Below are 24,493 nucleotides of genomic sequence, written 5' to 3' on the forward strand. Positions count from 1 at the left end.
AGGCGTTCGGCTCGTCGGGATCATCGGATCCGGCGAGCCGAACGCTTTATCGCGAGCCGAGGAGCAGGCAGGATTCCCTCCACAGGCGGCGGAACGGCCGGCTTCTCCAGGGATAGAGGTGTGCGGCAGTCGGGTCGGCGACCGGCGGGCGAAGCTCGATGCATGCACTGCTCTACCCGAACGGCTCGGGAGGAGGCGCTGGGCCACGTCCTCACCTGCCAGCGCGCCGAGTTCGCCGTCGCCGTCGTCGACTCCTGCCTTCACGTACGTCTGATCGACCCCGCCGCTCTCGCAGACGTCCTCAGTCGGCTCCCCCGCCGTCTCTCGCGTGTGGTTCGACTCACCGATCCACGCGCCGGATCAGGGCCGGAGCCCGTCACGCGGGTGGGCCTCACGATCGCCGGGATCGAGTGCGAGCCGCAGGTCAAGAGCCCCGGCGTCGGCCGGGTCGACGTCGGGACCGACGACGGGGCGCTGCTCGACGTCGACGGCAGGCAGCGGGACGACGACGCGACGTCGTTCGAGCGCGGCCGGCACCGCGATCGAGCCGCCGGCGTTCCCGCGAGCCGAGCATGCATCCGCAGACGGCACGCGGTCCTACGCTGGGAGGCATGACCGAGGCGGCCGACACTCCCCGCGGGATCCCCGGGCTGGTCGAGCGGATCATGCGGACGCGGCCGGTGCGGGTGATGCTGCACTACTCCGAGACGGGCGGTCCGCTCTTCGCCTCCGGGTTGGCGTTCCAGGCGCTCTTCGCCGTCTTCGCGGCACTGTTCGTCGTCTTCGCCGTGTTCGGGTTCTGGATGCGCGACGACTCGGTGCTGCGCGACTCCCTCCTCGATCTCGTGACCCGATCGGTTCCGGGCCTCATCGGAGGCGAGAACGCTCTCGTCTCGGTCGACACGCTCCTGGACTCCTCGATCCTCGGCTGGACGGGAGTGATCGCCGCCGCCGGACTCATCTGGACGGCCCTCAACTTCCTCGGGAGCCTGCGCCAGGCGGTGCGCCTGCTCTTCACGCTCCCGGGCCCGACCACGCTGTTCGTGCTACTGAAGCTCAAGGATGCGGGACTCGCCCTGGTCTTCGGAGTCGTGCTGCTGGTCTCCGCGGCGCTCTCGGTCTTCTCGACCTCGTTCGTCGACGTGGCCTTCGCCTTCCTCGGCATCAGCAGCGAGTCGACGGCCGGCCGCGTCGCCGGTGGGGCGGTGGGCCTCCTGATCATGCTCGTGCTCGACACGGCGACCCTCGCCGGATCGTTCCGCATCCTCTCCGGGATCCCCATCCCGTGGAAGAACCTCTGGGCCGGCGCACTCATGGGCGGCGTCGCCCTGGGCGCGCTGAAGGTCCTCGGCACCCAGCTGCTCGGAGGCGCGTCCAGGAATCCGCTGCTGGCCTCGTTCGCCGTGCTGATCGGTCTCCTGATCTGGTTCAACCTGGTCTGCCAGGTGATCCTCATCGCGGCCTCGTGGATCTCGGTGGGGATGAGCGACGCCGGGATCTCGGCGCGCAAACTGACATCGGAGGAGCGCGAGCAGGAGCGGGAGGAGCAGCTCCGCGCGGCCCGCCGCACTCTCGCGCAGGCCGAGTGCGAGCGCCTTCGGGCCGCCCTGCCGGGCGCCTCCCTCCTCAAGCGTCGGCGACTCGAGAAGCAGCTCGCCCGCCTTGAAGCCGAGCTCGAGGAGCTCTCCGCGTAATCCGCAGCGCCACCTGAGCACCAGGCCGCGACTCCGCCGATGCGTCGGCTCGAGGGCTACAGTCGAAATGCCCGTTTGTGTTGACTTCAGGTTCGAACGGGTCTAAAAAGAGATAAACGCAGATCCGCGGTTGGCGACGATCCCGGGTCCGGCGAACCACCACACGGCGAGACGACGGAGTCCACATGTACGCACCGGAGCGGCACCAGGCGATCCTGGACCGCGCCCGCAGCGATGGTCGCGTCGAGGTCCGCGACCTCGCCCTCTCGCTCGCCGTGACGCCCGAGACCATCCGACGCGACCTCACGAGCCTCGAGAAGCGCGGCCTGCTGCGCCGGGCGCACGGAGGCGCGATCCCGGTCGAGCGCCTGGGCATCGAGCCGGAGGTCGCCGCCCGCGAGGGACACCTCGCCGGCGAGAAGGACCGGATCGCCACCGCCGCGCTGGCCGAGGTCCCCGACGGCGGCTCGATCGCCATCGACGCCGGAACCACCACGGTGCGCCTGGCGGAGCTGCTCCCCCTGGACCGCCGGCTGACGGTCGTCACCCACTCCCTCCCCGTCGCGATGGCGCTCGTCGGCCGGCCCAACATCGACCTCCACCTGATCGGCGGGCACCTGCGCGGAGTGACGCAGGCCGCGGTCGGCCCGTGGGTCGCGCAGGTCATCCCCTCCGTCTCGGTAGACGTCGCCTTCATCGGCACCAACGGGATCAGTCGCGAGCGGGGTCTTACCACCCCGGATCTCGACGAGGCCGTCGTGAAGTCGGCGATCATCGCCGCCGCCCGCCGCGTCGTGGTCCTCGCCGACCACTCCAAGTTCGGCCGACAGGACTTCGGGCACGTCGCTCCGTTGTCCGCGGTCGACACCGTCATCACCGACAGCGACGTCGACGAAGAGCTCGCCGACGACATCGAGTCGGCCGGACCGGAGGTCGTGCGCGCATGATCGTCACCGTCACCGCCAACCCCAGCATCGACGTCACCCTGTCGACCACCGGCTTCGCCGTCGGAGAGGTCAACCGCGCGTACGACGTGCGCCGCGATCCGGCAGGGAAGGGCGTCAACGTCGCCCGCGCCCTCGCGCGCAACGGCGTCGAGGCGACCGCGGTCTACCCGGCCGACGCCTCCACCGGCCTCGACCTCTCGTCGATGCTCGACTCCGCGGGCGTCCGCTCGGCCAGCGCGGCGATCGCCAGGCCGATCCGGACCAACATCACCGTGGTCGACGACCGCACCGGCCGCACCACCAAGATCAACGAACCCGGCCCCGCGGTCACTGCGGAGGAGGCGCAGGCCCTCTCGGTGCTGATCGGCGAGCACGTCTCCGCCTCGCCCCGCTGGCTGGTCGCCTGCGGCAGCGTCCCCCCGGGACTGGGCGCGGACTTCTACCCCGCCCTCGGCCGCCTCGCCCTCCACTTCGGCGTCCCCCTCGCCGTCGACACCTCGGGCGCGCCTCTGACCGCGATCATCGCGGCCGGCAGCGCGACCCTGGTGAAGCCCAACCTCGAGGAGCTCGAAGAGCTCCTCGGCCGCTCCCTGACGACGGTCGGAGACGTCGTCGCCGGAGCCCGTGAACTCCTGCAGCTGCCCGACGCGCGAGCGCTCGTCAGCCTCGGAGAACACGGCGCCCTCCTCGTCACGGCGCGCGCGTCGTGGTGGGCGGGCGCCCCCGCCGTCGTGCCCCTCAGCACGGTCGGCGCCGGCGACAGCACCCTCGCCGGCTATCTCTCGGCCGTCGACGCCACGGAAGCGGAGCGCCTCGCGACAGCCGTCGCCTGGGGTACCGCCGCCGTCCAGCTCCCGGGCAGTGAAGCTCCGGGACCCGACTCCCTCCGCCCCGACGACGTCACCGTCGTCGAGAACCCCGAACCCCACCTCCCGATTGGAGAACTGAGCGCATGACTGCTCTCACCGAGGCGTCGACGGTCATCGTCGACCTCACCGCCGCCACCAAGGACGAGGCCACCGCCCAGCTAGCGAAGACGCTCGCCGACGCCGGCCGCGTCACCGATCTCGACGGCTTCCTGGCCGACGTTCGCGCCCGCGAATCGCAGATGGCCACCGGCATGCCCGGCGGCATCGGGATCCCACACGCCCGCTCCTCCCACGTCGTCGCGCCGAGCGTTGCGGTCGGCATCGCGAAGCAGGGCGTCGACTTCGGCGCGTCCGACGGCCCGGCCGACCTGATCTTCCTGATCGCCGCTCCGGACGGAGCCGACCAGGCGCACCTCAAGATCCTCGCGCAGCTCGCCCGCAAGCTGATCCACGAGTCCTTCACCGGGTCGCTCCGTGCCGCCACGAGCGGCCAGGAGGTCGCGGACGTCATCGCCAGAGAGGTCGTCGTCTCGTGAGGATCGTCGCTGTCACCAGCTGCATCGCGGGGATCGCCCACACCTACATGGCGGCCGAGGCCCTCGAGCAGGCGGCGAAGAAGAAGGGCTACGAGATCCAGGTCGAGACCCAGGGAGCGGCGGGTTCCGACCCCATGTCGGAGGAGACCATCGCGGCCGCCGACGTCGTGATCCTCGCCGCCGACCTCGAGGTCCGCGGCAAGGACCGCTTCTCCGGCAAGCCCACCCTCGAGGTCGGGACCTCGGAGGCGCTCGCGAAGGCCGCCGAGGTCATCGACCGCGCCGCCGCCAAGGCGCAGGCCGCTCCGGCCGCGGCCCCCGCCTCCGGACCGCGCTTCGTCGCCGTCACCAGCTGCATCGCCGGCATCGCCCACACCTACATGGCGGCCGAGGCCCTCGAGCAGGCAGCGAAGAAGCGGGGCTACCCGATCCACGTCGAGACGCAGGGAGCGGCCGGATCCGAGGAGATGACCGCGAGCGACATCGCGGCCGCCGACGTGGTGATCCTCGCCGCCGACCTCGAGGTCCGCGGCAAGGACCGCTTCTCCGGCAAGCCGATCCTCCAGGTCGGCGTCGCCGAGGCGCTCGCCAGGCCCGACGAGGTCCTCGACCGCGCACTCGCCCTGCGCGGATCCGGCACCGCCGCTGCTCCGGCCCGCTCGACCCCGGCCGCCGCCCCCGCCGTCCCGAAGAAGGTCGGCGTCGGCACGCGCATCCGGCAGAACCTGATGACCGGCGTCTCGTACATGATCCCGTTCGTCGCCGCGGGCGGACTCCTGATCGCCCTGTCGTTCCTGTTCGGCGGCTACCAGATCGTCGACTTCGAGGCTCAGCAGATCATCGACAACGGCTTCAACGTCGCGAACGTCACCGACTGGGCCGGGGTCATGTTCCTCATCGGAGGCGCGACCTTCGCGTTCCTGGTGCCCGTGCTGTCGGGATTCATCGCCTTCGGCATCGCCGACCGCCCCGGTATCGCGCCGGGCTTCCTCGGCGGCGCGGTCGCGATCACCGTCGGGGCCGGCTTCCTCGGCGGTCTCGCCTCGGGCTTCATCGCCGGATACGCCGCGCTCTACATCTCGAGGATCAAGCTCCCCGCGGCGTTCAAGTCGCTGATGCCCGTCGTGATCATCCCCCTGATAGCGACCTTCATCACCGGCTTCCTGATGTTCGTCGTGCTCGGCGCTCCGCTGCGTGCGCTGAGCGAGGGACTGTCAGCCTGGCTCTCCGGACTGTCCGGCGGAAACCTGATCGTCCTGGGCATCATCCTGGGCCTGATGATGGCCTTCGACATGGGCGGGCCGGTCAACAAGGTGGCCTACGCCTTCGCGACGACCGGCCTCGCCTCCGTACCGGCCGACGGCGACCCGAACTCGGTGCAGTTCAAGGTGATGGCGATCGTGATGGCGGCCGGCATGACCCCTCCGCTGGGTCTCGCCCTGGCCACGTCGCTCCGCAAGCGCCTGTTCACCGACGCCGAGCGGCAGAACGGCAAGGCGGCGTACCTGCTGGGCGCGTCCTTCATCTCGGAGGGGGCGATCCCGTTCGCTGCGGTCGACCCGCTGCGCGTGATCCCCTCCGCGATGATCGGCTCGGCCACCACCGGCGCGCTCGTCGCGCTGTTCGGCTCGACCCTGCGCGCCCCGCACGGGGGCGTGTGGGTGACCGGTCTCGTCGGAGAGCCGCTGCTCTACCTGGTCGCGATCGTGGTCGGCATGGTCGTCACGGCCGTCTGCGTAATCATCGCGAAGAGCATCAGGCGCTCGCCCGTCGTCGCCGAGGTGCCGGAGCCTGCTGCCGCGCAGCCCGTCGTCGCCTGATCTCCCCCGACCGACCGTCCTGAGCGGTCCCGCCGGCGGTCGTCTCCGCGCTCCTCCCCCTTCTCCAAGGGAGGCGGCGGGAGGCGGCCGCCGGCTTCGTCGTTCCTGGAGGCTCCCTCTGCAGGGTCGCGTGCGATCTGCAGGGCTCGGCGTGATCTGCCGGGGATCCGCACGGTACGGCCGATCCGGTGGGACGGCCCCGTGAGCGACGGACGCCTCCCCGGGAGATCCCGCCGTTCCTGCGAGGGGAGGGTGCGCGTCACGGCGCCGCCGCTGTCGGAGCCGCTCCGTAGACTGATCTCGTGACTCGCAAGCCTCTCCGCATCGCCTCTGTCAACGTCAACGGTGTCCGCGCCGCCTACCGGAAGGGCATGGGCGAGTGGCTCGCTGCGCGCGACGTCGACATCCTCGCCCTCCAGGAGGTCCGAGCCTCGACCGACGACCTGACGGGCCTGCTCGGCGACGAGTGGAACGTGCTGCACGACGAAGCGACCGCGAAGGGCCGAGCGGGAGTCGCGCTCGCCTCCCGAACCCGCGCCACGATCCACCGCGTCTCGTTCGGCGCCGACGACTTCGACTCCGCCGGACGATGGCTCGAGGCCGACTACGCGGTCGGCGACCGCACGCTCACCGTGGTCTCGACCTACGTCCACTCCGGCGAGGTCGACACCCCCAAGCAGGTCGAGAAGTACCGCTTCCTCGAGGCGATGAAGGAGCGCCTCCCGCGCCTGCGGGAGCACAGCGAGCTCGCCGTCGTGCTGGGCGACCTGAACGTCGGGCACCGCACCCTCGACATCAAGAACTGGAAGGGCAACCTCAAGAAGGCCGGCTTCCTGCCGCAGGAGCGCGCCTACTTCGACGAGTTCATCGGCGCAGAGGGCGAGCCCGGATACAACGAGGGAGCCGGATTCGGTTGGGTCGATCTCGGCCGCCGCTTCGCCGGAGAGGTACCCGGCCCGTATACCTGGTGGTCGCAGCGTGGAAAGGCCTTCGACACCGACACCGGCTGGCGCCTCGACTACCAGCTCGCGACCCCCGCGCTCGCCGCCCTCGCCCGCAGCTACGAGGTCGATCGGGCCGACGCCTACGACACCCGCTGGTCCGACCACGCCCCCGTGGTCGTCGACTACGAGCTCTGACCCTCCTTCTCCGCGGCTTCCGCGACTCCAACCCCTCGAGGCCACCCATGACTCCCAGCACTCCGGGCGCCAAGCCCGTCATCTTCTCCGGCATGCAGCCGTCCTCGGGCTCGCTGCACCTCGGCAACTACATCGGCGCACTGACGCAATGGGTCGCCATGCAGGAGGACTTCGACGCGTACTTCTGCGTCGTCGACCTGCACGCGATCACCGTGCCGCAGGACCCGCAGCAGCTCCGCGAGCGCACGCGCGCGACCGCGGCGCAGTACATCGCGGCCGGCATCGACCCCGAGCGCTCGACACTCTTCATCCAGTCCCACGTGCCCGCGCACGCCGAGCTCGCCTGGGTGCTCAACACCCTGACCGGCTTCGGCGAGGCCAGCCGCATGACGCAGTTCAAGGACAAGTCGGCCAAGCAGGGCGCGGAGGCGGCGTCCGTCGGGCTGTTCACCTACCCGATCCTGATGGCGGCCGACATCCTGCTGTACCGGGCCGACGCCGTGCCGGTCGGCGAGGACCAGCGCCAGCATCTCGAGCTCACCCGCGACCTCGCCGCGCGCTTCAACTCGCGGTTCGGCGAGACCTTCACGATGCCGGAGCCGCACATCACGCGAGAGACCGCCAAGATCTTCGACCTGCAGAACCCCGGCGCCAAGATGTCGAAGTCGGCGGAGTCGGACGCGGGCCTACTGAGCGTTCTCGACGAGCCGAAGACCACGGCGAAGAAGATCATGCGCGCTGTGACCGACACCGAGTCGGAGGTGCGCTTCGACCGCGCGGCGAAGCCCGGCGTCTCGAACCTGCTGACCATCTACTCCGTGCTCGCCGAGCGCTCCGTCGAGTCGTTGGAGCAGGAGTACGCGGGCCGCGGCTACGGCGACCTCAAGAAGGGCCTCGTCGAGGTGGTCGCCGCGACCTTCGACCCCATCCGCGCGCGGACCGCCGAGCTGCTGGCCGACCCGGCCGAGCTCGACCGCGTCCTCGCCCGCGCTGCCGACCGCGCCTCCGAGGCTGCGGAGCCCACGCTCGCGACGGTGTACGAGCGCATCGGCCTCCTCCGCCGGACCCGCTGAGCGCGCCGTGCTGCGGCTCGCGCTGTTCGACCTCGACGACACGCTGTTCGCGCACGCGCGCGCCGTCCGCGAGGGCATCGTGGCGCACACCTCGGCGCTGGGAGCCGCCTACTCCGCGGACCCGCTCGACGTGCAGCGCCGCTGGCACCTGCTCGAGGAGGAGCATTACCACCGCTACCTCTCGGGCGAACTCGACTTCGAGGGTCAGCGCCGGGCTCGGGCAACCGCCTTCGCCGCCCAGGCAGGAGTGACACTGACGCCCGAGGAGGCGAGCAGCTGGTTCCGCGAGTACCTCGATCACTACGTCGCGGCGTGGGCCCTGCACGATGACGCGCTGCCCGTCCTCGACCGGCTGGACGCCGCCGGGATCCGGATCGGCGTCGTCACGAACGGGGTGCTCGACGTCCAACTCGCGAAGATCGAGGGTCTCGGCCTCGCCGACCGGATCGAGCACGTGATCGCGTCGGGCGACGTCGGAGTCGCCAAGCCGGATGCCCTGATCTTCGCCATCGCCTGCGACCGGTTCGGTGTCGCGCCGGGCGACGCCCTCTACGTGGGCGACCGCCTGGGCACAGACGCGATCGGAGCAGCCGCCGCCGGCCTGCGCGGCGTCTGGCTCGACCGCGTCGGAGGCCCGGAACACGGCCGCGAGCTGCCGCCGGAGGCGCTGGCGCTGGATGTCCGGCGCGTCGGCTCCCTCGACGCGCTCGACGCCCAGCTGGAGCTCCGCAGGGCCTGACACCGCTGTTCCGGCTTCTCAGCGCACCCGGAACAGCGCCACGAGCTCGGGCTCGCGATCGACCACGACTCCGAGCCGAGGGGAATCGTCGACGACTCCGAGCCGCACGGGATCGTCGACGACGCTCCCCCACCCGTGCCCATCAGCATCGGAGCGCTCTCGAGCCTCTGCGCGAGCGGCCTTCTTCCTCGTCGTCCCCCACCCCTCGCAGAGACCACGCCTCGTCCCTGACGAGGCATGCACTCCGGCCCCACCGGCCTCCGGTGCCGCCGTCGGAACGACGAAGCGCCCCGCCCGACCCGAGGGCCGAGCAGGGCGCTTCACCGCACTATGCGAGTCGGACCACAGCATCCGCTCGCCCTTCGAGGCTAACGGGGAGAACGCGTGTCAGCGTTCTTCCCCAGCCGGCGGCAGCCCGCTCCACGAGACGCCACCGCCTCGCGCAGCCGACCGCGTCACGGCGAGCGGGACCGCCGTGGCAGAAACTACTGCACGTCCTCGTCGACCCAGTCGAAGGTCTTGGTGACGGCCTTCTTCCAGAGGCGGTACTGGCGGGCGGCCTCGTCCTGGTCCATCTCGGGGGTCCAGCGCGAGTCCTCCTGCCAGTTCTGGCGGAGGTCGTCGAGGTTCTCCCAGAAGCCGACCGCGAGGCCGGCCGCGTAGGCCGCTCCGAGCGCAGTCGTCTCGGCGACGACCGGTCGGACGACGGGGACGCCGAGGATGTCGGCCTGGAACTGCATGAGCAGATTGTTGGCGATCATGCCGCCGTCGACCTTGAGCTCCTGGAGCGGCACACCGGAGTCGGCGTTGACCGCGTCGAGGACCTCGCGGGTCTGGAACGCGGTGGCCTCGAGCGCGGCGCGGGCGATGTGGCCCTTGTTGACGTAGCGGGTGAGACCGACGAGTGCTCCACGCGCGTCCGACCGCCAGTACGGCGCAAACAGGCCGGAGAACGCGGGGACGAAGTAGGCGCCTCCGTTGTCCTCGACCGTCGCGGCCAACGCCTCGACCTCGGGAGCCGAGCCGATGAGGCCCAGGTTGTCGCGCAGCCACTGGATCAGCGAGCCGGACACCGCGATCGAGCCCTCGAGCGCGTAGTGCACCTCGCCGTCGCCGAGCTTGTAGCCGATGGTGGTCAGCAGCCCGTTCTTGGAGTGGACGATCTCGGTGCCGGTGTTGAAGATCAGGAAGTTACCGGTGCCGTAGGTGTTCTTCGCCTCGCCCGGATCGAACGCCGCCTGGCCGAAGGTCGCGGCCTGCTGGTCGCCCAGGATGCCTGCGATCGGCACCTCACGCAGCAGCGACGAGGACTCGACGTTGCCGTAGACCTCGGAGGAGGAGCACACCTCGGGGAGCATCGACTTCGGCACACCGAAGGCCTCAAGGATGTCGTCGCGCCACTCGAGGGTCTCGAGGTCGAGGAACAGGGTGCGGGAGGCGTTCGTGACGTCGGTCTTGTGGACGCCGCCGTCGATGCCTCCGGTGAGGTTCCAGAGCACCCAGGTGTCGGTGGTGCCGAAGAGCAGGTCGCCCGCCTCGGCCTTCTCGCGCGCGCCCTCGACGTTCTCGAGGATCCAGACGATCTTGGTGCCCGAGAAGTAGGTCGCGAGTGGGAGGCCCACGATCGACTTGAAGCGGTCAGCGCCCTCGTCGCCGGCGAGCCGGTCGACGATCGACTGGGTCCGGGTGTCCTGCCAGACGATCGCGTTGTAGACGGGCTTGCCGGTGGTCTTGTCCCAGACGACCGCGGTCTCACGCTGGTTGGTGATGCCGACCGAGGCGATGTCATGGCGGGTCAGGTCGGCCCGCGAGAGGGCTTGGCCGATCACCTCGCGGACGTTGTTCCAGATCTCGAGCGGGTCGTGCTCGACCCAGCCGGCCCGCGGGAAGATCTGCTCGTGCTCCTTCTGGCCGGTGGAGACGATCGAGCCCTTCTTGTCGAAGATGATCGCGCGGGACGACGTGGTCCCCTGGTCGATAGCGATGACGTAGTCAGCCATGAATGATTACTCCTTCGTAACGGGGGTGAAGTGGAGTTCGGCGGCTCAGAGGACGGGGAGGAGCACCAGCGAGGAGAGACCCGCGAGAACACCGCCGACGATCGGGCCGGCGACGGGCACCCAGGCGTAGCCCCAGTCGCTCGAGCCCTTGCCCTTGATCGGGAGCAGCGCGTGGGCGATGCGGGGTCCGAGGTCACGGGCGGGGTTGATGGCGTAGCCGGTCGGGCCGCCGAGGGACGCGCCGATCGCGATCACCAGGATGGCGACGGGGAGAGCACCGAGCGCGGCGAGTCCGCCGTCTCCCTGACGTCCGCCGCCGAAGCCGATGACGACGAGGACGAGGACGAACGTACCGATGACCTCGGTGACGAAGTTCCAGCCGTAGGAGCGGATCGCCGGGCCGGTCGAGAAGACCCCGAGCTTGTTGGCGGCGTCGGGCTCTTCGTCGAAGTGCTGCTTGTACGCGAGCCAGCAGAAGACGGCGCCGATGATCGCGCCGATCAGCTGAGCGAGGATGTAGACGAGGATCGAGGCGATGTTCACCGGCACACCCGATCCGAACTCGGTCGCACCGCTGGCCACGAGGCCGAGGGTGACGGCCGGGTTGAGGTGAGCACCCGAGTTGTACGAGACGATGACGCCGGCGAAGACCGCGAAGCCCCAGCCGATGTTGACCATGAGGGTCCCGCCGTTGAGACCCTTGCTCTTGACGAGCGCGACGTTGGCGACGACACCGCAGCCGAGGAGCACGAGCATCGCCGTTCCCACGACTTCGGCAAGGAACACCACTCCGAGATTGTCCACGTTGACCTTTTCCTTTTCATATGACGGACGCAGGGGGGCGCCCGTGGCGAGCATCGATGCCCGACGACTGTGAAGTTATCGGCGCCCCGACCAAGCGACAAGGAACGACGCGTGCACGTTTGTGCGTTGTCGCACGGAAGCCCCGGACGACGAAGGGACTTCGTCCGGGGCTTCCGTCGATTCGCGCCGATCCCCTGGGGTCAGGACGCGGGAACGGCCGTCGGGGCCTGCACCGATGTGCCTCCGACGTCGACGCCGTTGTAGTCCTTAAGGTGCGCGATCGTCGCGTCGACCTCCTGGGCGCGCTTCGCCTCGTCCCAGCCGAGGACCGCTCCGGTGTGCTCGGCGAGCTCCTCGAGGAGCTCGCGGCTGAGACCGCCGGTGAACGCGTGGTTGGTGCGGCGCAGGACCAGGTCGATCAGATGCACGACGCTCTCGTGCTGCGCGAGGTAGCGGATCTCTCCTGTGGTGAAGTCGGCGTCGAAGTCGAGCGCCTCGTCGTGGCCGTCGGCCAGGGCCTCGATGACCTCCTGCGCGCGGGTGCCGTAGCGCTCGAGAAGCTGCCCGGTGCGGGCGGAGGAGAGGCCGGACCGGTGCTGGCTGATCCACTGCGCACGGGAGGCGTCGGTCCTCGGGAAGCCCTTGCCGCCTCCGATGGGGGTCTTCACGGTCGAGACGCGACGGCTGACGCCGATCCGCGTGAAGACCTCGTTCGAGAGGTGCTCGGAGAGGGCGCGGAAGGTGGTCCACTTTCCGCCGACCAGGCTCAGCACCGTGGTGCCCTTGCCGGGCAGCGTCGACGGCTCGATGCGGTAGTCGCGGGAGACGAACCCGGGCGCCTCGTCGTCGTGACGGGGCAGAGGGCGGATGCCGGAGAACTTGAACACGATCTGCGAGCGATTCACCGCGATCGCCGGGAAGACGTGGTTGACGAGCTCGAAGAAGTAGTCGATCTCCTCCTCGGTGCACACCGCCGGCTTGGTCGGGTCGGCGTCGATGTCGGTCGTGCCGACCATCACGCGCCCCTTGAGGGGGTAGATCAGGACGATGCGTCCGTCGCTGTGCTCGAAGAACATCTCGCGGCCTTCGCACGCCTCGACGAGCTCGGGGTTGTCGAGCACGATGTGCGAGCCCTTGGTGCCGCCCATGAACGACGTCGTGGTGCCCAGTGCGGTGTTCGTGAAGTCGGTCCAGGGTCCGGAGACGTTGACGACGACGTCGGCCTCGAAGGTGAACTCCTCGCCGCTCTCACGGTCGCGCAGGACGACACCCTTCTCGTCGGCGCCGACGGCTTCGACGTAGTTCGCCGCGCGAGCCTTCTTGCCGCCGACCAGCGCGTCGTTCAGCACGTCGAGCGCGAGGCGCTCGGGCTCGTGCACGGAGGCGTCGAAGTAGGTGGCGGTGTACTTGATCCTCGGGTCGAGCTTGGGCAGCTCGCTGAGCGAGCGCTTGCGTCCGTGGAACTGGTGTCGCGGAACCGTGCCGCCGTCGCGCGAGAAGAAGTCGTAGAGGGTCAGGCCGACCTTGATCAGCAGCGCCCCACGCTCCTGCGGCTTGCCGGACTTGTGGGTCAGGAAGCGCATCGGGGCCGCGAGGATGCCCGAGAACGTCGAGTAGATCGGGATCGTCGTCTGCAGCGGCTTGACGTAGTGGGGGGCGATCTTGAGCAGGCCGTTGCGCTCGTGCACGCCCTCGTTGACGAGTCGGAACTCGCCGTTCTCGAGGTAGCGGATACCGCCGTGGATCATGTGACTCGAGGCGCTGGAGGCGCCGGAGACGTAGTCACCCCGCTCGACGAGCGCGACGTCGACGCCGTTGAGCGCGAGTTCGCGGAAGGTCCCGATGCCGTTGATGCCACCGCCGATGACCAGGACCGTGGCGCGGGGGGTGTTGCGGAGAGCAGCCACGCTCTCACGCAGAGCGGAGGTTCCGGGAGTTCCGTCGGACTGTGCCACTTCGTACTCGCCTTCGTGTCGTAGGTGTTTCGTCGGGGCCTCCGGCCATCGTGCACCGGAAAGATGGACGATTGATATCGCGAAGGAATACAGCCATCCTTGACGGGACAACACATCCGGTCAAGACGGGTGGAAATACGTGCAGGGAGCGGCAATGACCCCAGTCCGACCGGTCGTCGAACTCGACGAGACGACCCACGCGACCCATCCCGACAAGACGAGGGACGCGCTGCGTGCGGCACAGCTGTACTACATGCAGGATCTGACGATGGACGCCATCGCCCACGAGCTGCACACCTCCCGCTCCTCGGTGTCGCGGCTGCTGTCGCATGCGCGCGCGACGGGGCTGGTGGACATCCAGATCCGTTCGCCGCTCGATCGGGCCAGTGCGCTCTCAGCCGAGGTCCGCGCCCACTTTGACATCACGGCGCACATCGTGCCCGTACCCGACCACACCAGCGAGATCGACCGGCTCGAGAGGGTGGCCCTCTCGGCGGCGCGGATCCTCGGCCAGTTCATCGACTCGAACATGATCGTGGGCATCGCCTGGGGGTCGACGATGAGCGCGATCAGCCGTCACCTCATCGCCAAGGAGACGCACAACACGCAGATCGTGCAGCTGAACGGCGCCGGCAACACCGAGACCACGGGCATCAACTACTCCAGCGAGATCCTGCGCCGGTTCGGCGACGCCTACGCCGCGAAGGTGCAGCAGTTCCCCGTCCCGGCGTTCTTCGACGATCCGACGACGAAGCAGGCGTTGTGGCGCGAACGCTCGACCCGCCGGGTGCTCGAGCTGCAGCAACGGATGGACGTGGCGCTGTTCGGGCTCGGCTCGCCCTTCGCCGCGGTGCCCTCGAAGGTCTACATCGGCGGCTACCTGGAGCCGGACGACTTCACCTCGCTGAGCGGCTCCGGAGTGGTCGGCGACGTCGCGACGGTGTTCTACCGCTCCGACGGCACCTGGGACGACATCCCGATGAACGAACGTGCAAGCGGTCCCGACCTCTCGACGGTGCGGCGCGCCTCCCGCCGCATCTGCGTGGTCTCGGGCGCCTCCAAGCTGCCCGGCCTGCGCGGCGCCCTCGCCGCGGGACTCATCACCGATCTCATCCTCGACGAGGGCACCGCCCGCGCCCTCATCTCGGGCTGACGCCCCCTCCCCACCCCTCCCTCCGCGAGATGCCACTTCAGTACGCGACACGCCGAAGAACGTGTACCGAAGTGGCATCTCGCGGGTCTCAGCCGAACAGTGCGCGACGCACGCGGGCGACGGTCTCCTCGGGGTGGAGGAGCACGCCGGCGGAACGCACGCGGACGACCCGGTAGCCGAGGGCCTCGATCGCTTCGATGCGCCGGATGTCGCGCTCGTACTGTGCGCGGTCCGAGCGGTGCTGGTCGCCGTCGTACTCGACCACGACACGGCGCGCACGGTAGAGCAGGTCCACCCGCGCGACGAATCGGCCTTCGTCGTCGTACAGCTCGACGTTCACTTCCGGCTCCGGAAGGCCCGCGCGCAGGAGCAGAAGTCTCAGCAGCGTCTCCATCGGGGACTCCGCGCCGACCCGCACCCAGGGCACCGCGTCGCGGGCCCGCCGTCCGCCGCGGCCTCGGAACGAGGCCGCGCGAGAGGCCAGCACCTCCAGGTCGACACGCCACCCGCGCCTCCGGCCGTCCTCGTCGGGCCCGACGATCGCGTCGCCGAGGACGACGAGGTCGTCGAGCGAGCGCGAATCGGACAGGTGGCAGAAGGTGGATGCCGGATCGGCGACCGGAGAGCCCGCGTCGACCACCGTCACGGCGTCGTCCCAGAGGTGGTGCGAGCGGACCCCGACTCGACGCGCGGCACGCTGAGGCGGCGCGACGGACACGTGGAGCGGAGTCGTCGCGCTGGGACGGGGACCGGGGAGGCCGAGCAGGTGCGCGGCCGTGCCGTGCGAGAAGAACTCGCCGGGGCGCATGACGGCGCTGTACGCGCGGATCCGCTCGTCGACGGTGAGCGGCTCGACCGCCGTCCGCGCCCCACGGAACACGACGACGGGGTGCCCGGCCGCCAGCCTGCGCCTCGTCGTGCCGTCCCTCGACTCCATCACCTCGCCCTGCCCGCTGTCCATGCCCCGAGGATGTCCGACCCGCCCTCACCCCCGCAGAAGTTCTCCACAGCCCCCTCCGCGAGATGCCACTTCGGTACGCGACACGCCGATGCGGGCGTACCGAAGTGGCATCTCAAGGGGGGGAGAGGCGGGGGCGAGGGGCGGCGCGAGGGCGGTCAGGACTCGCGGGCGTGGGTGTCGAGGAACTCGTAGACCTCGGCGTCGTCGATACCGGGGAAGGTACCCGAGGGCAGGGGGGCGAGGACGTGCGCGTGCAGGCGGGCGCTCGGCCAGGCGTTGCCGTCCCAGCGCGCAGCGAGCTCGGCCGGCGCGCGGCGGCAGCACGACTCGTCGGGGCAGCGCGACAGCTCACGGCGGTCGGTGTCGCGGCCACGGAAGAAACGCGCCTCGGCGAAGGGCACGCCCACAGTGATCGAGAACTCCTCCGTCGCTGTGGTGCCGGTCTGCGAGGCCGACCAGAAGGTGCCGGCCGGCGTGTCGACGTACTGGTAGTACTCGGTCGTGCGGTTCGTGCGGCTGAACGCCGACCGAGCCGACCAGTAGCGGCAGACGACCTGCCCCTCCACGGCGCCGGTGACGTCGGTCGGCAACGGCAGGCCGTCGTTCTCGTAGGCCTTCTGGATCGATCCGTCGCCCAGGATCCGCAGGAAGTGCATCCGGATGTCGAGATGCGAGGTGAGCAGATTGGTGAAGCGCAGCGCAGCGGCCTCGTGGGTGACTCCGAAGCCGTCGCGGAAGTCCTCGACCGAGATGTCGCGCTCGCGCTTCGCCTCCTGGAGGAACGCGACCGCCGGCTCCAGGGGCATCAGGCAGGCGGCGGCGAAGTAGTTGATCTCGAGGCGCTGGCGGAGGAAGTCGGCGTAGGTCGCCGGTCGCTCGTGGCCGAGGAGACGGTGCGCCATGGCCTGCAGCGCGAGCGCGCGCAGCCCGTGCCCGCCGGGGATCGAGGCGGGCGGGAGGTAGATCCGCCCGTTGGCGAGATCGATCACCGATCTGGCGGAATGCGGCAGGTCGCCGACGTGGATGATCTCGAAGCCGAGGTGGCGGGCCATCTTCGAGACCGAGCTGTGCGTGAGCGCTCCGCCACGGTGACCGACGGTGCGCAGCATCTCGCCGGCGACCTCCTCGATCTCCGGCAGGTAGGAGTTGCGCTCGCGCAGCTGGAGGCGCTGCGCCGTGTTCGCGCGACGCGCCTCCTCCGGGGTGGCGCTGGCTTCGCTGCGGCGACGGGCGAGCTCGCGGTACACCCCGAGGAACGCCTCCAGCACCGGGGTCGTCAGGCTCTTGTTGACCTTGAACTCGGGCAGACCGAGGGAGCGGTAGAGCGAGCCCTTCTGAACCCGGGCGAGCTCGATCTCGAGCGCGGCCCGCTCGCTGGGCGGCTCGTCCGAGAGGAGGGCGGCGAGCTCGACCCCGAGGGCGGCGGCGAGGCGCTGGAGGAGGGAGAGCCGCGGCTCGCGCCGACCGGTCTCGATCAGCGAGAGCTGGCTCCCAGAGACGCCCACCCGCTCGGCGAGCTGCCCGAGAGTGAGCCCGCGCTGGGCGCGGACATGGCGCAGCCGTTGGCCGAGCAGGACGGCGTCGGTGGAAGCGGAGGGATCGGTCACGGCGAGCTCCAGCAGTCGGTTGTGACGGTGGCGCAAAAAAACTGCTTTGTGATGAGCTGCGCCCCGGGAAGATGTCCCGATCCTCCTCCATTCTGGCTTCAGGCGCCACTGAGCGCCCCTCTCCGGCCCCGGCCGGCGACTCCCCACCCCGTCGACGACGACCACCGAAAGCGGAGCCAGCATGAGCATCTACAGCAACACCGTCCGACTCGAGGCGAGCACGATGACCGCCCCGACAGCCGTCCCCGCGCCGACGGTGCCTCCGGCGCCTCTCGCCCTGCGCCGCTGGGTACGCGAGATGGCCGCCGTGCTCAAGCCCGACGCGATCGAGTGGAGCGACGGCTCCCCAACCGAGTGGTACCGCCTCACGGAGCGCCTGGTCGCCGCCGGTACTCTCCTGCCGCTGAATCCGGAGTGGCGACCCGGTTCGTTCCTCGCGCGGACGGACCCCGACGACGTCGCGCGGGTCGAGGACCGCACCTTCATCTGCACGACCGACCAGGCCGACGCCGGCCCCACGAACAACTGGCGCGAGCCCGCGGCGATGAAGGCCGAGCTGGCCCCGTTCCTCGACGGAGCGATGCGCGGACGCACGATGTACGTGGTCCCGTTCTCGATGGGCCCGGTCGGCGGCCCCCTCTCACAGCTGGGCGTGCAGCTCACCGACTCGGCCTACGCCGTGCTCAACCTGCGGATCATGGCGCGCGTCGGCGCGGAGCCGCTCGCTGCGTTCACGGAGGAGACCGCGTTCGTGCGCGGCGTGCACTCGGTCGGCCTCCCGCTCCGCGACGCCGGCGGCCTCACCCGCGAGGACGTGGCGTGGCCCTGCAATCCGACGAAGTACATCACCCAGTTCCCCGAGACGCGCGAGATCGTCTCCTTCGGATCCGGCTACGGCGGCAATGCGCTGCTGGCCAAGAAGTGCTTCGCCCTGCGGATCGCGTCGGCCATGGGCCGCGAGGAGGGCTGGCTCGCCGAGCACATGCTGCTGATCCGCATCGTCTCGCCGGAGGGGCGGCGCTACCACGTGGCCGCCGCGTTCCCGAGCGCGTGCGGCAAGACCAACCTGGCGATGATGCAGCCTGCGATCCCGGGCTGGCGGGTCGAGACCCTCGGCGACGACATCACCTGGATGCGCCCCGGAGCGGACGGACGCCTCTGGGCGATGAACCCGGAGACCGGCTTCTTCGGCGTCGCACCCGGCACAGGCGAGAGCTCGAACCCGCACGCGGTGCAGACGCTCTGGGGCAACACGATCTTCACGAACGTCGCTCTCCGAGAAGACGGCGACGTCTGGTGGGAGGGACTGACCGACGAGGTGCCGGAGCGGCTGACCGACTGGCGCGGACAGCCGTGGACCCCCGCCTCCGGCACGCCGTCGGCGCACCCCAACTCGCGCTTCACCGCACCGGCGGAGCAGTGCCCGTCGCTGTCCTCCGACTGGGACGCCTTCGAAGGCGTGCCGCTGGACGCCATCGTCTTCGGCGGACGCCGGGCCAGCAACGTGCCGCTCGTGACGCAGGCCACGTCGTGGCAGCACGGAGTCTTCCTCGGGGCGACCATCGCCTCCGAGAAGACAGCGGCGGCAGAGGGGACCGTCGGGGAGCTGCGCCGCGACCCGTTCGCGATGCTCCCCTTCTGCGGCTACAACATGGCGGACTACTTCGCGCACTGGCTCGCGCTGGGCGAGAAGCTGGGAGAGAAGGCGCCGGCCGTGTTCCAGGTCAACTGGTTCCGCAAGGACGCTGACGGCGAGTTCCTCTGGCCGGGCTTCGGCGAGAACGCACGGGTGCTGCAGTGGCTGGTGAGGCGGCTCGAGGGTCTCGCCGAGGCGCGGCGGAGCCCCATCGGCGACCTGCCGATCGCGATCAATACGCACGGTCTCGCGCTCACGGCCGAGCAGAAGGAGGAGCTCTTTTCGGTGCCGGTGGAGGCGTGGCTCGACGAATGCACCCTGACGGAGGAGTTCTTCGGCCGCTTCGGCGACCGTCTGCCTCCCGAGCTGACCGCCGAGCTCCAGGCGCTGCGCCTGCGGCTGGTCGCCGAGAAGGTGTCGCTGGCCGCTTGAGCGCGGCCTCGCCGGACCGAGCCGACTCCGGTCGGACACCCCTGTGGCCCGCGGGCGGACCATCCCCCTTTCCTCGCATCCCGCCAGCGGGTCCACCCCCTCCTCCTCACCCTTCCTCTCCTCCTCCGACGACGGGCTCCGATGAACGACCGCATCACCCTCCGCTTCCTCGCCGCACCCCAGGACGCCACGGCCGACGGCCGCAGTGTGCAAGCCGGCCGCGTCCTCGAGTGGATCGACAAGGCCGGTTACGCCTGCGCGGTGGGCTGGAGCGGCGGCTACTGCGTCACGGCCTACGTCGGCAACGTGCACTTCACCCGGCCGATCGCGGTCGGCAACCTGATCGAGGCGAGCGCCCGCGTCATCCACACCGGGCGCACCAGCATGCACGTGCTCGTGCAGGTGGCGCAGGCGGATCCGAGGACCGGCCGGTACGAGGATGCGACCCACTGCCTCCTCGTCTTCGTCGCGGTCGACGACGAGAAGAGGCCCCGCACAGTCCCGAAGTGGCGGCCTCGCTCGATCGAGGACCTGTCGCTCGCCGAGGGAGCGGCCGCCCGCATAGCGGGCCGTCGACAGCTGCACGACGTGATGCGAGCACAGAGCTACACGGAGGAGGGAACCGGCCCGCGCATCGTCTTCCGCTTCCTCGCCGCCCCGAACGATGTGAACTGGGGCGGCAACGCGCACGGCGGTATCGTGATGCGCTGGATCGACGAGGCCGCGGACGCGGTCGCGCAGCGCTGGAGCGGACGCGACGCGGTGGCCGTCTACTCCGGCGGGATTCATTTCTACCGGCCGGTGCGCATCGGGCACCTCGTCGAAGTGGAGGCGCGGCTCATCCACACGAGCGCCCGGAGCATGCACCTCGCCGTGCACGTGCGCTCGGGCGACCCGCGCACGGGTGAGCTGGAGCTGACGACGCAGTGCCGGAGCGTTTTCGTGGTGCGCGGCGCCGATGGAGCGGCCGAGCCGGTTCCTCCGCTCAAGCTGCACACCGATGAGGACCGGCGCCTCGACGCCCACGCGCGCGAGCTGATCGCGCTGCGGGCGGCGCTGCCGCCGCTCCCGCTCGCGGGGACGGCCGGCGCTAGGGTCGGAGCGTGAAGCTGCCGATCCTCGTCCTCAACGGCCCCAACCTGAACCTGCTCGGCACCCGCGAGCCCGAGCTCTACGGCTCGGACACCCTCGCCGACGCGGAGGCACTGGCCGCCGAGGCCGCCGAGCGGCACGGCTTAGCGATCGAGACCTTCCAGAGCAGCTCGGAGGGAGCGATCGTCGACCGGCTGCACGCCGCCCGCGGGGCCGTCTCGGGCATCGTGCTCAACGCCGGCGCCTACACGCACACGTCGGTGGCCATCCGCGACGCGGTGCTCGCCACCGGGCTGCCGATGGTCGAGGTGCACGTGAGCAATGTGCACCGCCGCGAGCCGTTCCGGCAGCACTCCTACCTCTCGGACATCGCGGTCGCCGTGATCGTCGGGGCGGGGATCGCGGGCTACGGCTACGCGGTGGATGTGCTCGCGCGAGCGGCGAGCGCAGGATGAGCGAGCCCGGGCGCCCCTTCGGCCTGCGCCGTGGAAGCCGACGACCACGGACGCCCGAGGTGCCCTGACGACGCGGTCGACCGGATCACGGGGCACGCTCCCGCGCGGGTCGGAGGCGCCTTCTTCCCGGAGCGGGCGCACCGTCGCCCGTCACTGCCCGACTACCCTCGGAGGGCGCCGCACCGGCGCGAGCACCGAGAGCACGAAGGAGAGACGCACGTGAGCATCATCGCCGCCGCAGACGGGTCCGCACTGGGCAACCCGGGCCCCGCCGGCTGGGCCTGGTACGTCGACGACGAGCGCTGGGCGGCCGGCGGCTGGTCGCACGGCACGAACAACATCGGCGAGCTCACCGCGGTCCTCGAGCTGCTCCGGGCGACCGCGCGCGAGGACGAGCCGCTGCACATCCTCTGCGACAGCCAGTACGCCATCAAGGCGTGCACCGAGTGGCTGCCGGGCTGGAAGCGGAAGGGCTGGCGCAAGGCCGACGGCAAGCCGGTGATGAACGTCGAGATCATCAAGGCGCTCGACGAGGAGCTGCAGGGCAGGCGGGTCACCTTCGAGTGGGTGAAGGGGCACGCGAACCACCGGATGAACGAGGCGGCGGACGTGCGCGCCCGGAACGCGGCGACCGCCTACCAGAACCGCCGACCGGTCGACGCGGGACCGGGGTGGCCGGGAGCGGCACCCGCACCCGCTTCTCCCGCCGCCGAGGACCCGGCCACGCTCTTCTGAGCCCAGGCCCGGCTCAGGGCAGGTGCAGCAGGCCCGTCGCCACGAACTCGCGTACCCGCGGCAGGACCGACTCGGCGACGGCCTCCTCCTCGACCTGCAGCAGCGAGGCGACCGCCGCGACGATCGCCGCGATCGAGAGCTCGCCGTCGCAGGCGCCCACGACCGCAGCGAGCGCCGTGTCGACGTCCTCGACGCGCGCGAAGCCTCCGCCCTGCCGCAGGCGCAGCACCGTGGGGTCGTCGTTGCCCGGCCAGTAGTGCCGCTCCTGCGTCACATCACCGGCGACCACCAGCGCGAGCCCGGCGAGCGCGCGGTCATCGAGCGGCGCGAGCGCTTCGGCGGCGTCGAGGCAGGAGGCGAGATGCCCTCCGAGCCCCGCGGTCGCGACCGGTGTGCCGATCCGCTCGAAACGCCGGATCGGCGGCCTCGAGCGCCCGGGGAGGCGCAGGGTGACGTAGCCGAAGCCGACCCCCGTGACCCCCCTCCGCTCGAAGTCGCTCAGCCACGCCTCCACCAGCGCGTCGAAGGCGGGGCCGCGGGTCGTCCCTCCGTCGCGGATCCAGGTCTCGGCGTACACGGCCGGGTCCTGCTGCTCACGCTCCACGATCCAGACGTCGAGGGGCGAGGCCGTTCCGCCCATCCAGGCGTCCAGCCCCGCGGGCTCGGACTCGAGCGCCTGCTGCAGCGGGCTCCGGGCGTCGGCCAGCCAGCCCGCGATCCGGTCGAAGGCGTCGGCTCCCTCGCGGTACTCCCAGTTGCCCAGCAGCTGCGCGACCCCGCCCGGCACGAGGTGGTCGGCCGCGCCGAGGATCACGCGGCGGACGATCTCGTCGCCCTCGAGGCCGCCGTCGCGGTACTCGTAGGAGGGGACGCCCTCGGCGCGCGGCGTGATCACGAACGGCGGATTGGTCACGATGTGGTCGAACCGCTCCCCTGCAACGGGTTCGTAGAGGCTGCCGCGGCGGAACTCGATGTTCTCGATCCCGTTCAGCTGCGCGGTGAAGGAGGCGAGCTCGAGGGCCCGCTCCGAGACGTCCGTCGCGACCACGTGCTCGGCATGACGCGAGGCGTGCAGAGCCTGGATCCCGCAGCCGGTGCCGAGGTCGAGGACACGGCCGACCGGACGCTGGATCATCAGGCCGGTCAGGGTCAGGCTCGCGCCACCGACGCCGAGCACGTGATCCTCGTCGAGCGGCCGGCCGAGAGCGAGTTCGCCGAGGTCGGAGGCGATCCACCAGGAGGCCGCGCCGCGCACGTCGACCACGTCGTACGGCCGCAGATCGAGCGCGGCCGTGACCACGGCTCCGGCCTCGACGCGCACCAGGCCCAGCTCCACTGCTCCCTCCAGCGCGAGGGCGCCAAACGCCTCTTCTGCGTCGTCGGCCGGAACCGGATCGGCCAGCAGGAAGAGTCGCGCGAGTGTGGCCAGAGCGTCGCGGTCTCCGGTGCGCTCGAGCGCGCGGCGGGCGGGGACGCGATCGCCGCGGTGCAGCGCCTCCGCCGCCGCCTCGCCCCAGAGGTCGCGGACCGCGTCGACGCGGTAGCGGGCTCGGAGGAGGTCGTCGCGCAGGAGCGCGATGCGGGCTCGGTCGAACTGGTCAGCAGGCTGCACCGCTCCATCCTCGTGCACCGCCGAGAGGAGGGGCTCCGCCTCCCGCGTTCCGGCCGGCAGCGCGCCCACGCGCCCGTACCATCGGAGTATGCCTCTCACAGGAGAATACGAACCGAGCACGTCCGAGTGGGCCCGCGAGCAGGCGGAGCTCTACGAGCGGACCGGCGGAGCCGAGGGCAACCTCCTCCGAGGCCGCCCCATCATCGTTCTGACCACCGTCGGCTCCCGCAGCGGAAAGCTTCGCAAGACCGCGCTGATGCGGGTCGAACACGACGGCGAGTATGTGGTCGTGGCGTCCAAGGGCGGCGCGCCCGAGCATCCGGTCTGGTACGGGAACATGCTCAAGGAGCCGCACGTCGAGCTCCAGGACGGGCCGGTGAAGAAGGACTACACCGCGAGCGTCCTCGAGGGCGAGCTGCGCGAGACCTGGTGGGAGCGCGCCGTCGAGGCGTGGCCCGACTACGCCGAATACCAGACGAAGACCGAGCGGCAGATCCCGCTCGTGCTGCTCACGCCCTGGTCGTGAGACTCGGAGGGAGGCTCAGACCCGCTCAGCGATGAGGTCGAGCACCTTCGGGTGCGAGAGCAGCGCGAAGTGGCCGACGACCGAGACCGCGATGTTCTCGTGCGCGCCGGCGAGCCGGCTCCCGCCCGGGATGTACTGGTCGCGCATCCCGTAGATCGACGTGATGCGCGCGTCGGCCTCGCGCTCGGCGAGCAGGTGCCGGATGAGAGGGCGGTGCGGTGAGAACTCGCGCAGTGCCCGCGCCGGAGCGATGCGCGCGAGGCTTGAGCCGTTGAACGGGGTCGAGACGGCGATCATCCGCTCGATCCGCTGCTCCTCGCGGTCGTCGACCACCATCATGTGCTTGCCGATCAGCCCGCCCTTGCTGTGCGCCACGACGACCACGCCGCGCAGGTCCTGCTCGCGCAGGTAGTCCTGACCGACGCCGGCGGAGGCGACGATTGGACGCGTGTTGTACCCGAGCGCGGGAAGCACGTGGATGGGGTGGCCCGCCGCGTGCAACCGCTCGGCGATCGGCCGGAGGAACTGCCAGGTCTCGTAGACGCCGGGGATCAGCAGCACGGGGGCGCCAGCGCCGGATGCGTACTGTGTCACATCCCAACCCTCGCGCAGGTGCACGAGGCGCGAGCCGTAGGCGTACCGGTAATCGCGCAGGTACGCGGCGCGGAGTGAGGTCGAGCGCCGCGCTGGACGGCGGACGCGGAACCT

The 24,493-nt window shown here is 70.6% G+C and carries 22 protein-coding genes; 15 read left to right on the forward strand and 7 right to left on the reverse strand.

What is annotated here, in order from left to right:
• The first annotated feature begins 162 nt into the window (after positions 1-162).
• From GSU10_RS10690 to GSU10_RS10735, 9 genes are all read left to right on the forward strand, one after another.
• Entirely contained in the window at positions 163-615 is a 453-nt protein-coding gene (locus tag GSU10_RS10690) for a hypothetical protein (RefSeq protein ID WP_068208983.1), read from the forward strand.
• A complete protein-coding gene (locus tag GSU10_RS10695; RefSeq protein ID WP_068208980.1) occupies positions 612-1,694 on the forward strand; it encodes a YihY/virulence factor BrkB family protein in 1,083 nt (360 codons plus the stop codon). The genes GSU10_RS10690 and GSU10_RS10695 overlap by 4 nt, the downstream gene beginning before the upstream one ends.
• A gap of 185 nt (positions 1,695-1,879) precedes the next feature.
• On the forward strand, positions 1,880-2,641 hold the full coding sequence (locus tag GSU10_RS10700; protein WP_068208977.1) for a DeoR/GlpR family DNA-binding transcription regulator: 762 nt from the start codon (positions 1,880-1,882) through the stop codon (positions 2,639-2,641).
• Positions 2,638-3,597: a 1-phosphofructokinase family hexose kinase gene (locus tag GSU10_RS10705; RefSeq protein WP_132503984.1), complete on the forward strand. Its 960-nt coding sequence runs from the start codon at positions 2,638-2,640 to the stop codon at positions 3,595-3,597. The genes GSU10_RS10700 and GSU10_RS10705 overlap by 4 nt, the downstream gene beginning before the upstream one ends.
• Positions 3,594-4,046: a PTS sugar transporter subunit IIA gene (locus GSU10_RS10710; RefSeq protein ID WP_068208974.1), complete on the forward strand. Its 453-nt coding sequence runs from the start codon at positions 3,594-3,596 to the stop codon at positions 4,044-4,046. The genes GSU10_RS10705 and GSU10_RS10710 overlap by 4 nt, the downstream gene beginning before the upstream one ends.
• On the forward strand, positions 4,043-5,866 hold the full coding sequence (locus tag GSU10_RS10720; RefSeq protein ID WP_166971956.1) for a PTS fructose-like transporter subunit IIB: 1,824 nt from the start codon (positions 4,043-4,045) through the stop codon (positions 5,864-5,866). The genes GSU10_RS10710 and GSU10_RS10720 overlap by 4 nt, the downstream gene beginning before the upstream one ends.
• A gap of 371 nt (positions 5,867-6,237) precedes the next feature.
• Positions 6,238-7,005, forward strand: coding sequence for an exodeoxyribonuclease III (locus GSU10_RS10725; RefSeq protein WP_236713535.1), 768 nt, complete (start codon positions 6,238-6,240; stop codon positions 7,003-7,005).
• 47 nt (positions 7,006-7,052) lie between these two features.
• Positions 7,053-8,078 carry a tryptophan--tRNA ligase gene (trpS, locus tag GSU10_RS10730; RefSeq protein ID WP_082845008.1) on the forward strand — a complete coding sequence of 342 codons (1,026 nt, stop codon included), beginning with the start codon at positions 7,053-7,055 and terminating at the stop codon, positions 8,076-8,078.
• A gap of 7 nt (positions 8,079-8,085) precedes the next feature.
• Positions 8,086-8,817, forward strand: coding sequence for an HAD family hydrolase (locus GSU10_RS10735; protein ID WP_241972870.1), 732 nt, complete (start codon positions 8,086-8,088; stop codon positions 8,815-8,817).
• A gap of 485 nt (positions 8,818-9,302) precedes the next feature.
• On the opposite strand, the gene glpK is transcribed toward GSU10_RS10735, so the two are convergent.
• The 3 genes from glpK to GSU10_RS10750 form a co-directional block, all read right to left on the reverse strand.
• Positions 9,303-10,817, reverse strand: coding sequence for a glycerol kinase GlpK (gene glpK, locus GSU10_RS10740; protein ID WP_068208962.1), 1,515 nt, complete (start codon positions 10,815-10,817; stop codon positions 9,303-9,305).
• A 45-nt stretch (positions 10,818-10,862) separates the two neighbouring features.
• Positions 10,863-11,573, reverse strand: coding sequence for an MIP/aquaporin family protein (locus tag GSU10_RS10745; RefSeq protein WP_068209009.1), 711 nt, complete (start codon positions 11,571-11,573; stop codon positions 10,863-10,865).
• Positions 11,574-11,821: 248 nt separating this feature from the next.
• Complete coding sequence (locus GSU10_RS10750; protein ID WP_199220801.1) at positions 11,822-13,576, reverse strand: glycerol-3-phosphate dehydrogenase/oxidase; 1,755 nt, start codon at positions 13,574-13,576, stop codon at positions 11,822-11,824.
• A 154-nt stretch (positions 13,577-13,730) separates the two neighbouring features.
• On the opposite strand from GSU10_RS10750, the gene GSU10_RS10755 reads away from it, so the two are divergent.
• A complete protein-coding gene (locus GSU10_RS10755; RefSeq protein WP_132503980.1) occupies positions 13,731-14,729 on the forward strand; it encodes a sugar-binding transcriptional regulator in 999 nt (332 codons plus the stop codon).
• A gap of 88 nt (positions 14,730-14,817) precedes the next feature.
• Here GSU10_RS10755 and GSU10_RS10760 read toward each other — a convergent pair whose 3' ends face one another.
• A complete protein-coding gene (locus tag GSU10_RS10760; RefSeq protein WP_068208957.1) occupies positions 14,818-15,690 on the reverse strand; it encodes an endonuclease domain-containing protein in 873 nt (290 codons plus the stop codon).
• A 155-nt stretch (positions 15,691-15,845) separates the two neighbouring features.
• Positions 15,846-17,297, reverse strand: coding sequence for a helix-turn-helix domain-containing protein (locus GSU10_RS10765; RefSeq protein WP_068208954.1), 1,452 nt, complete (start codon positions 17,295-17,297; stop codon positions 15,846-15,848).
• Between the two features lie 223 nt (positions 17,298-17,520).
• Here GSU10_RS10765 and GSU10_RS10770 point away from each other — a divergent pair, with 223 nt between their 5' ends.
• The 4 genes from GSU10_RS10770 to GSU10_RS10785 all read left to right on the forward strand — a co-directional run bounded on the left by GSU10_RS10770 (position 17,521) and on the right by GSU10_RS10785 (position 21,647).
• Positions 17,521-19,365 carry a phosphoenolpyruvate carboxykinase (GTP) gene (locus tag GSU10_RS10770; protein WP_068209006.1) on the forward strand — a complete coding sequence of 615 codons (1,845 nt, stop codon included), beginning with the start codon at positions 17,521-17,523 and terminating at the stop codon, positions 19,363-19,365.
• Positions 19,366-19,506: 141 nt separating this feature from the next.
• Positions 19,507-20,472, forward strand: a complete 966-nt coding sequence (locus tag GSU10_RS10775; protein WP_068208951.1) for an acyl-CoA thioesterase — start codon at positions 19,507-19,509, stop codon at positions 20,470-20,472.
• Complete coding sequence (gene aroQ, locus GSU10_RS10780; protein ID WP_132503978.1) at positions 20,469-20,912, forward strand: type II 3-dehydroquinate dehydratase; 444 nt, start codon at positions 20,469-20,471, stop codon at positions 20,910-20,912. Before GSU10_RS10775 ends, aroQ begins: the two co-directional genes overlap by 4 nt.
• A gap of 219 nt (positions 20,913-21,131) precedes the next feature.
• Entirely contained in the window at positions 21,132-21,647 is a 516-nt protein-coding gene (locus GSU10_RS10785) for a ribonuclease H family protein (RefSeq protein WP_068208998.1), read from the forward strand.
• Positions 21,648-21,660: 13 nt separating this feature from the next.
• Here GSU10_RS10785 and GSU10_RS10790 read toward each other — a convergent pair whose 3' ends face one another.
• Positions 21,661-23,259 (reverse strand): DUF7059 domain-containing protein, encoded by a 1,599-nt coding sequence (locus GSU10_RS10790; protein WP_132503976.1) that lies wholly within the window; start codon positions 23,257-23,259, stop codon positions 21,661-21,663.
• 88 nt (positions 23,260-23,347) lie between these two features.
• Here GSU10_RS10790 and GSU10_RS10795 point away from each other — a divergent pair, with 88 nt between their 5' ends.
• Complete coding sequence (locus tag GSU10_RS10795) at positions 23,348-23,785, forward strand: nitroreductase family deazaflavin-dependent oxidoreductase (protein ID WP_068211708.1); 438 nt, start codon at positions 23,348-23,350, stop codon at positions 23,783-23,785.
• Positions 23,786-23,800: 15 nt separating this feature from the next.
• Here GSU10_RS10795 and GSU10_RS10800 read toward each other — a convergent pair whose 3' ends face one another.
• Complete coding sequence (locus GSU10_RS10800) at positions 23,801-24,379, reverse strand: esterase/lipase family protein (RefSeq protein WP_158286055.1); 579 nt, start codon at positions 24,377-24,379, stop codon at positions 23,801-23,803.
• Positions 24,380-24,493: the final 114 nt, after the last annotated feature.

The organism is Rathayibacter tanaceti (assembly GCF_009834165.1).
Taxonomy (GTDB): Bacteria; Actinomycetota; Actinomycetes; order Actinomycetales; family Microbacteriaceae; genus Rathayibacter; species Rathayibacter tanaceti.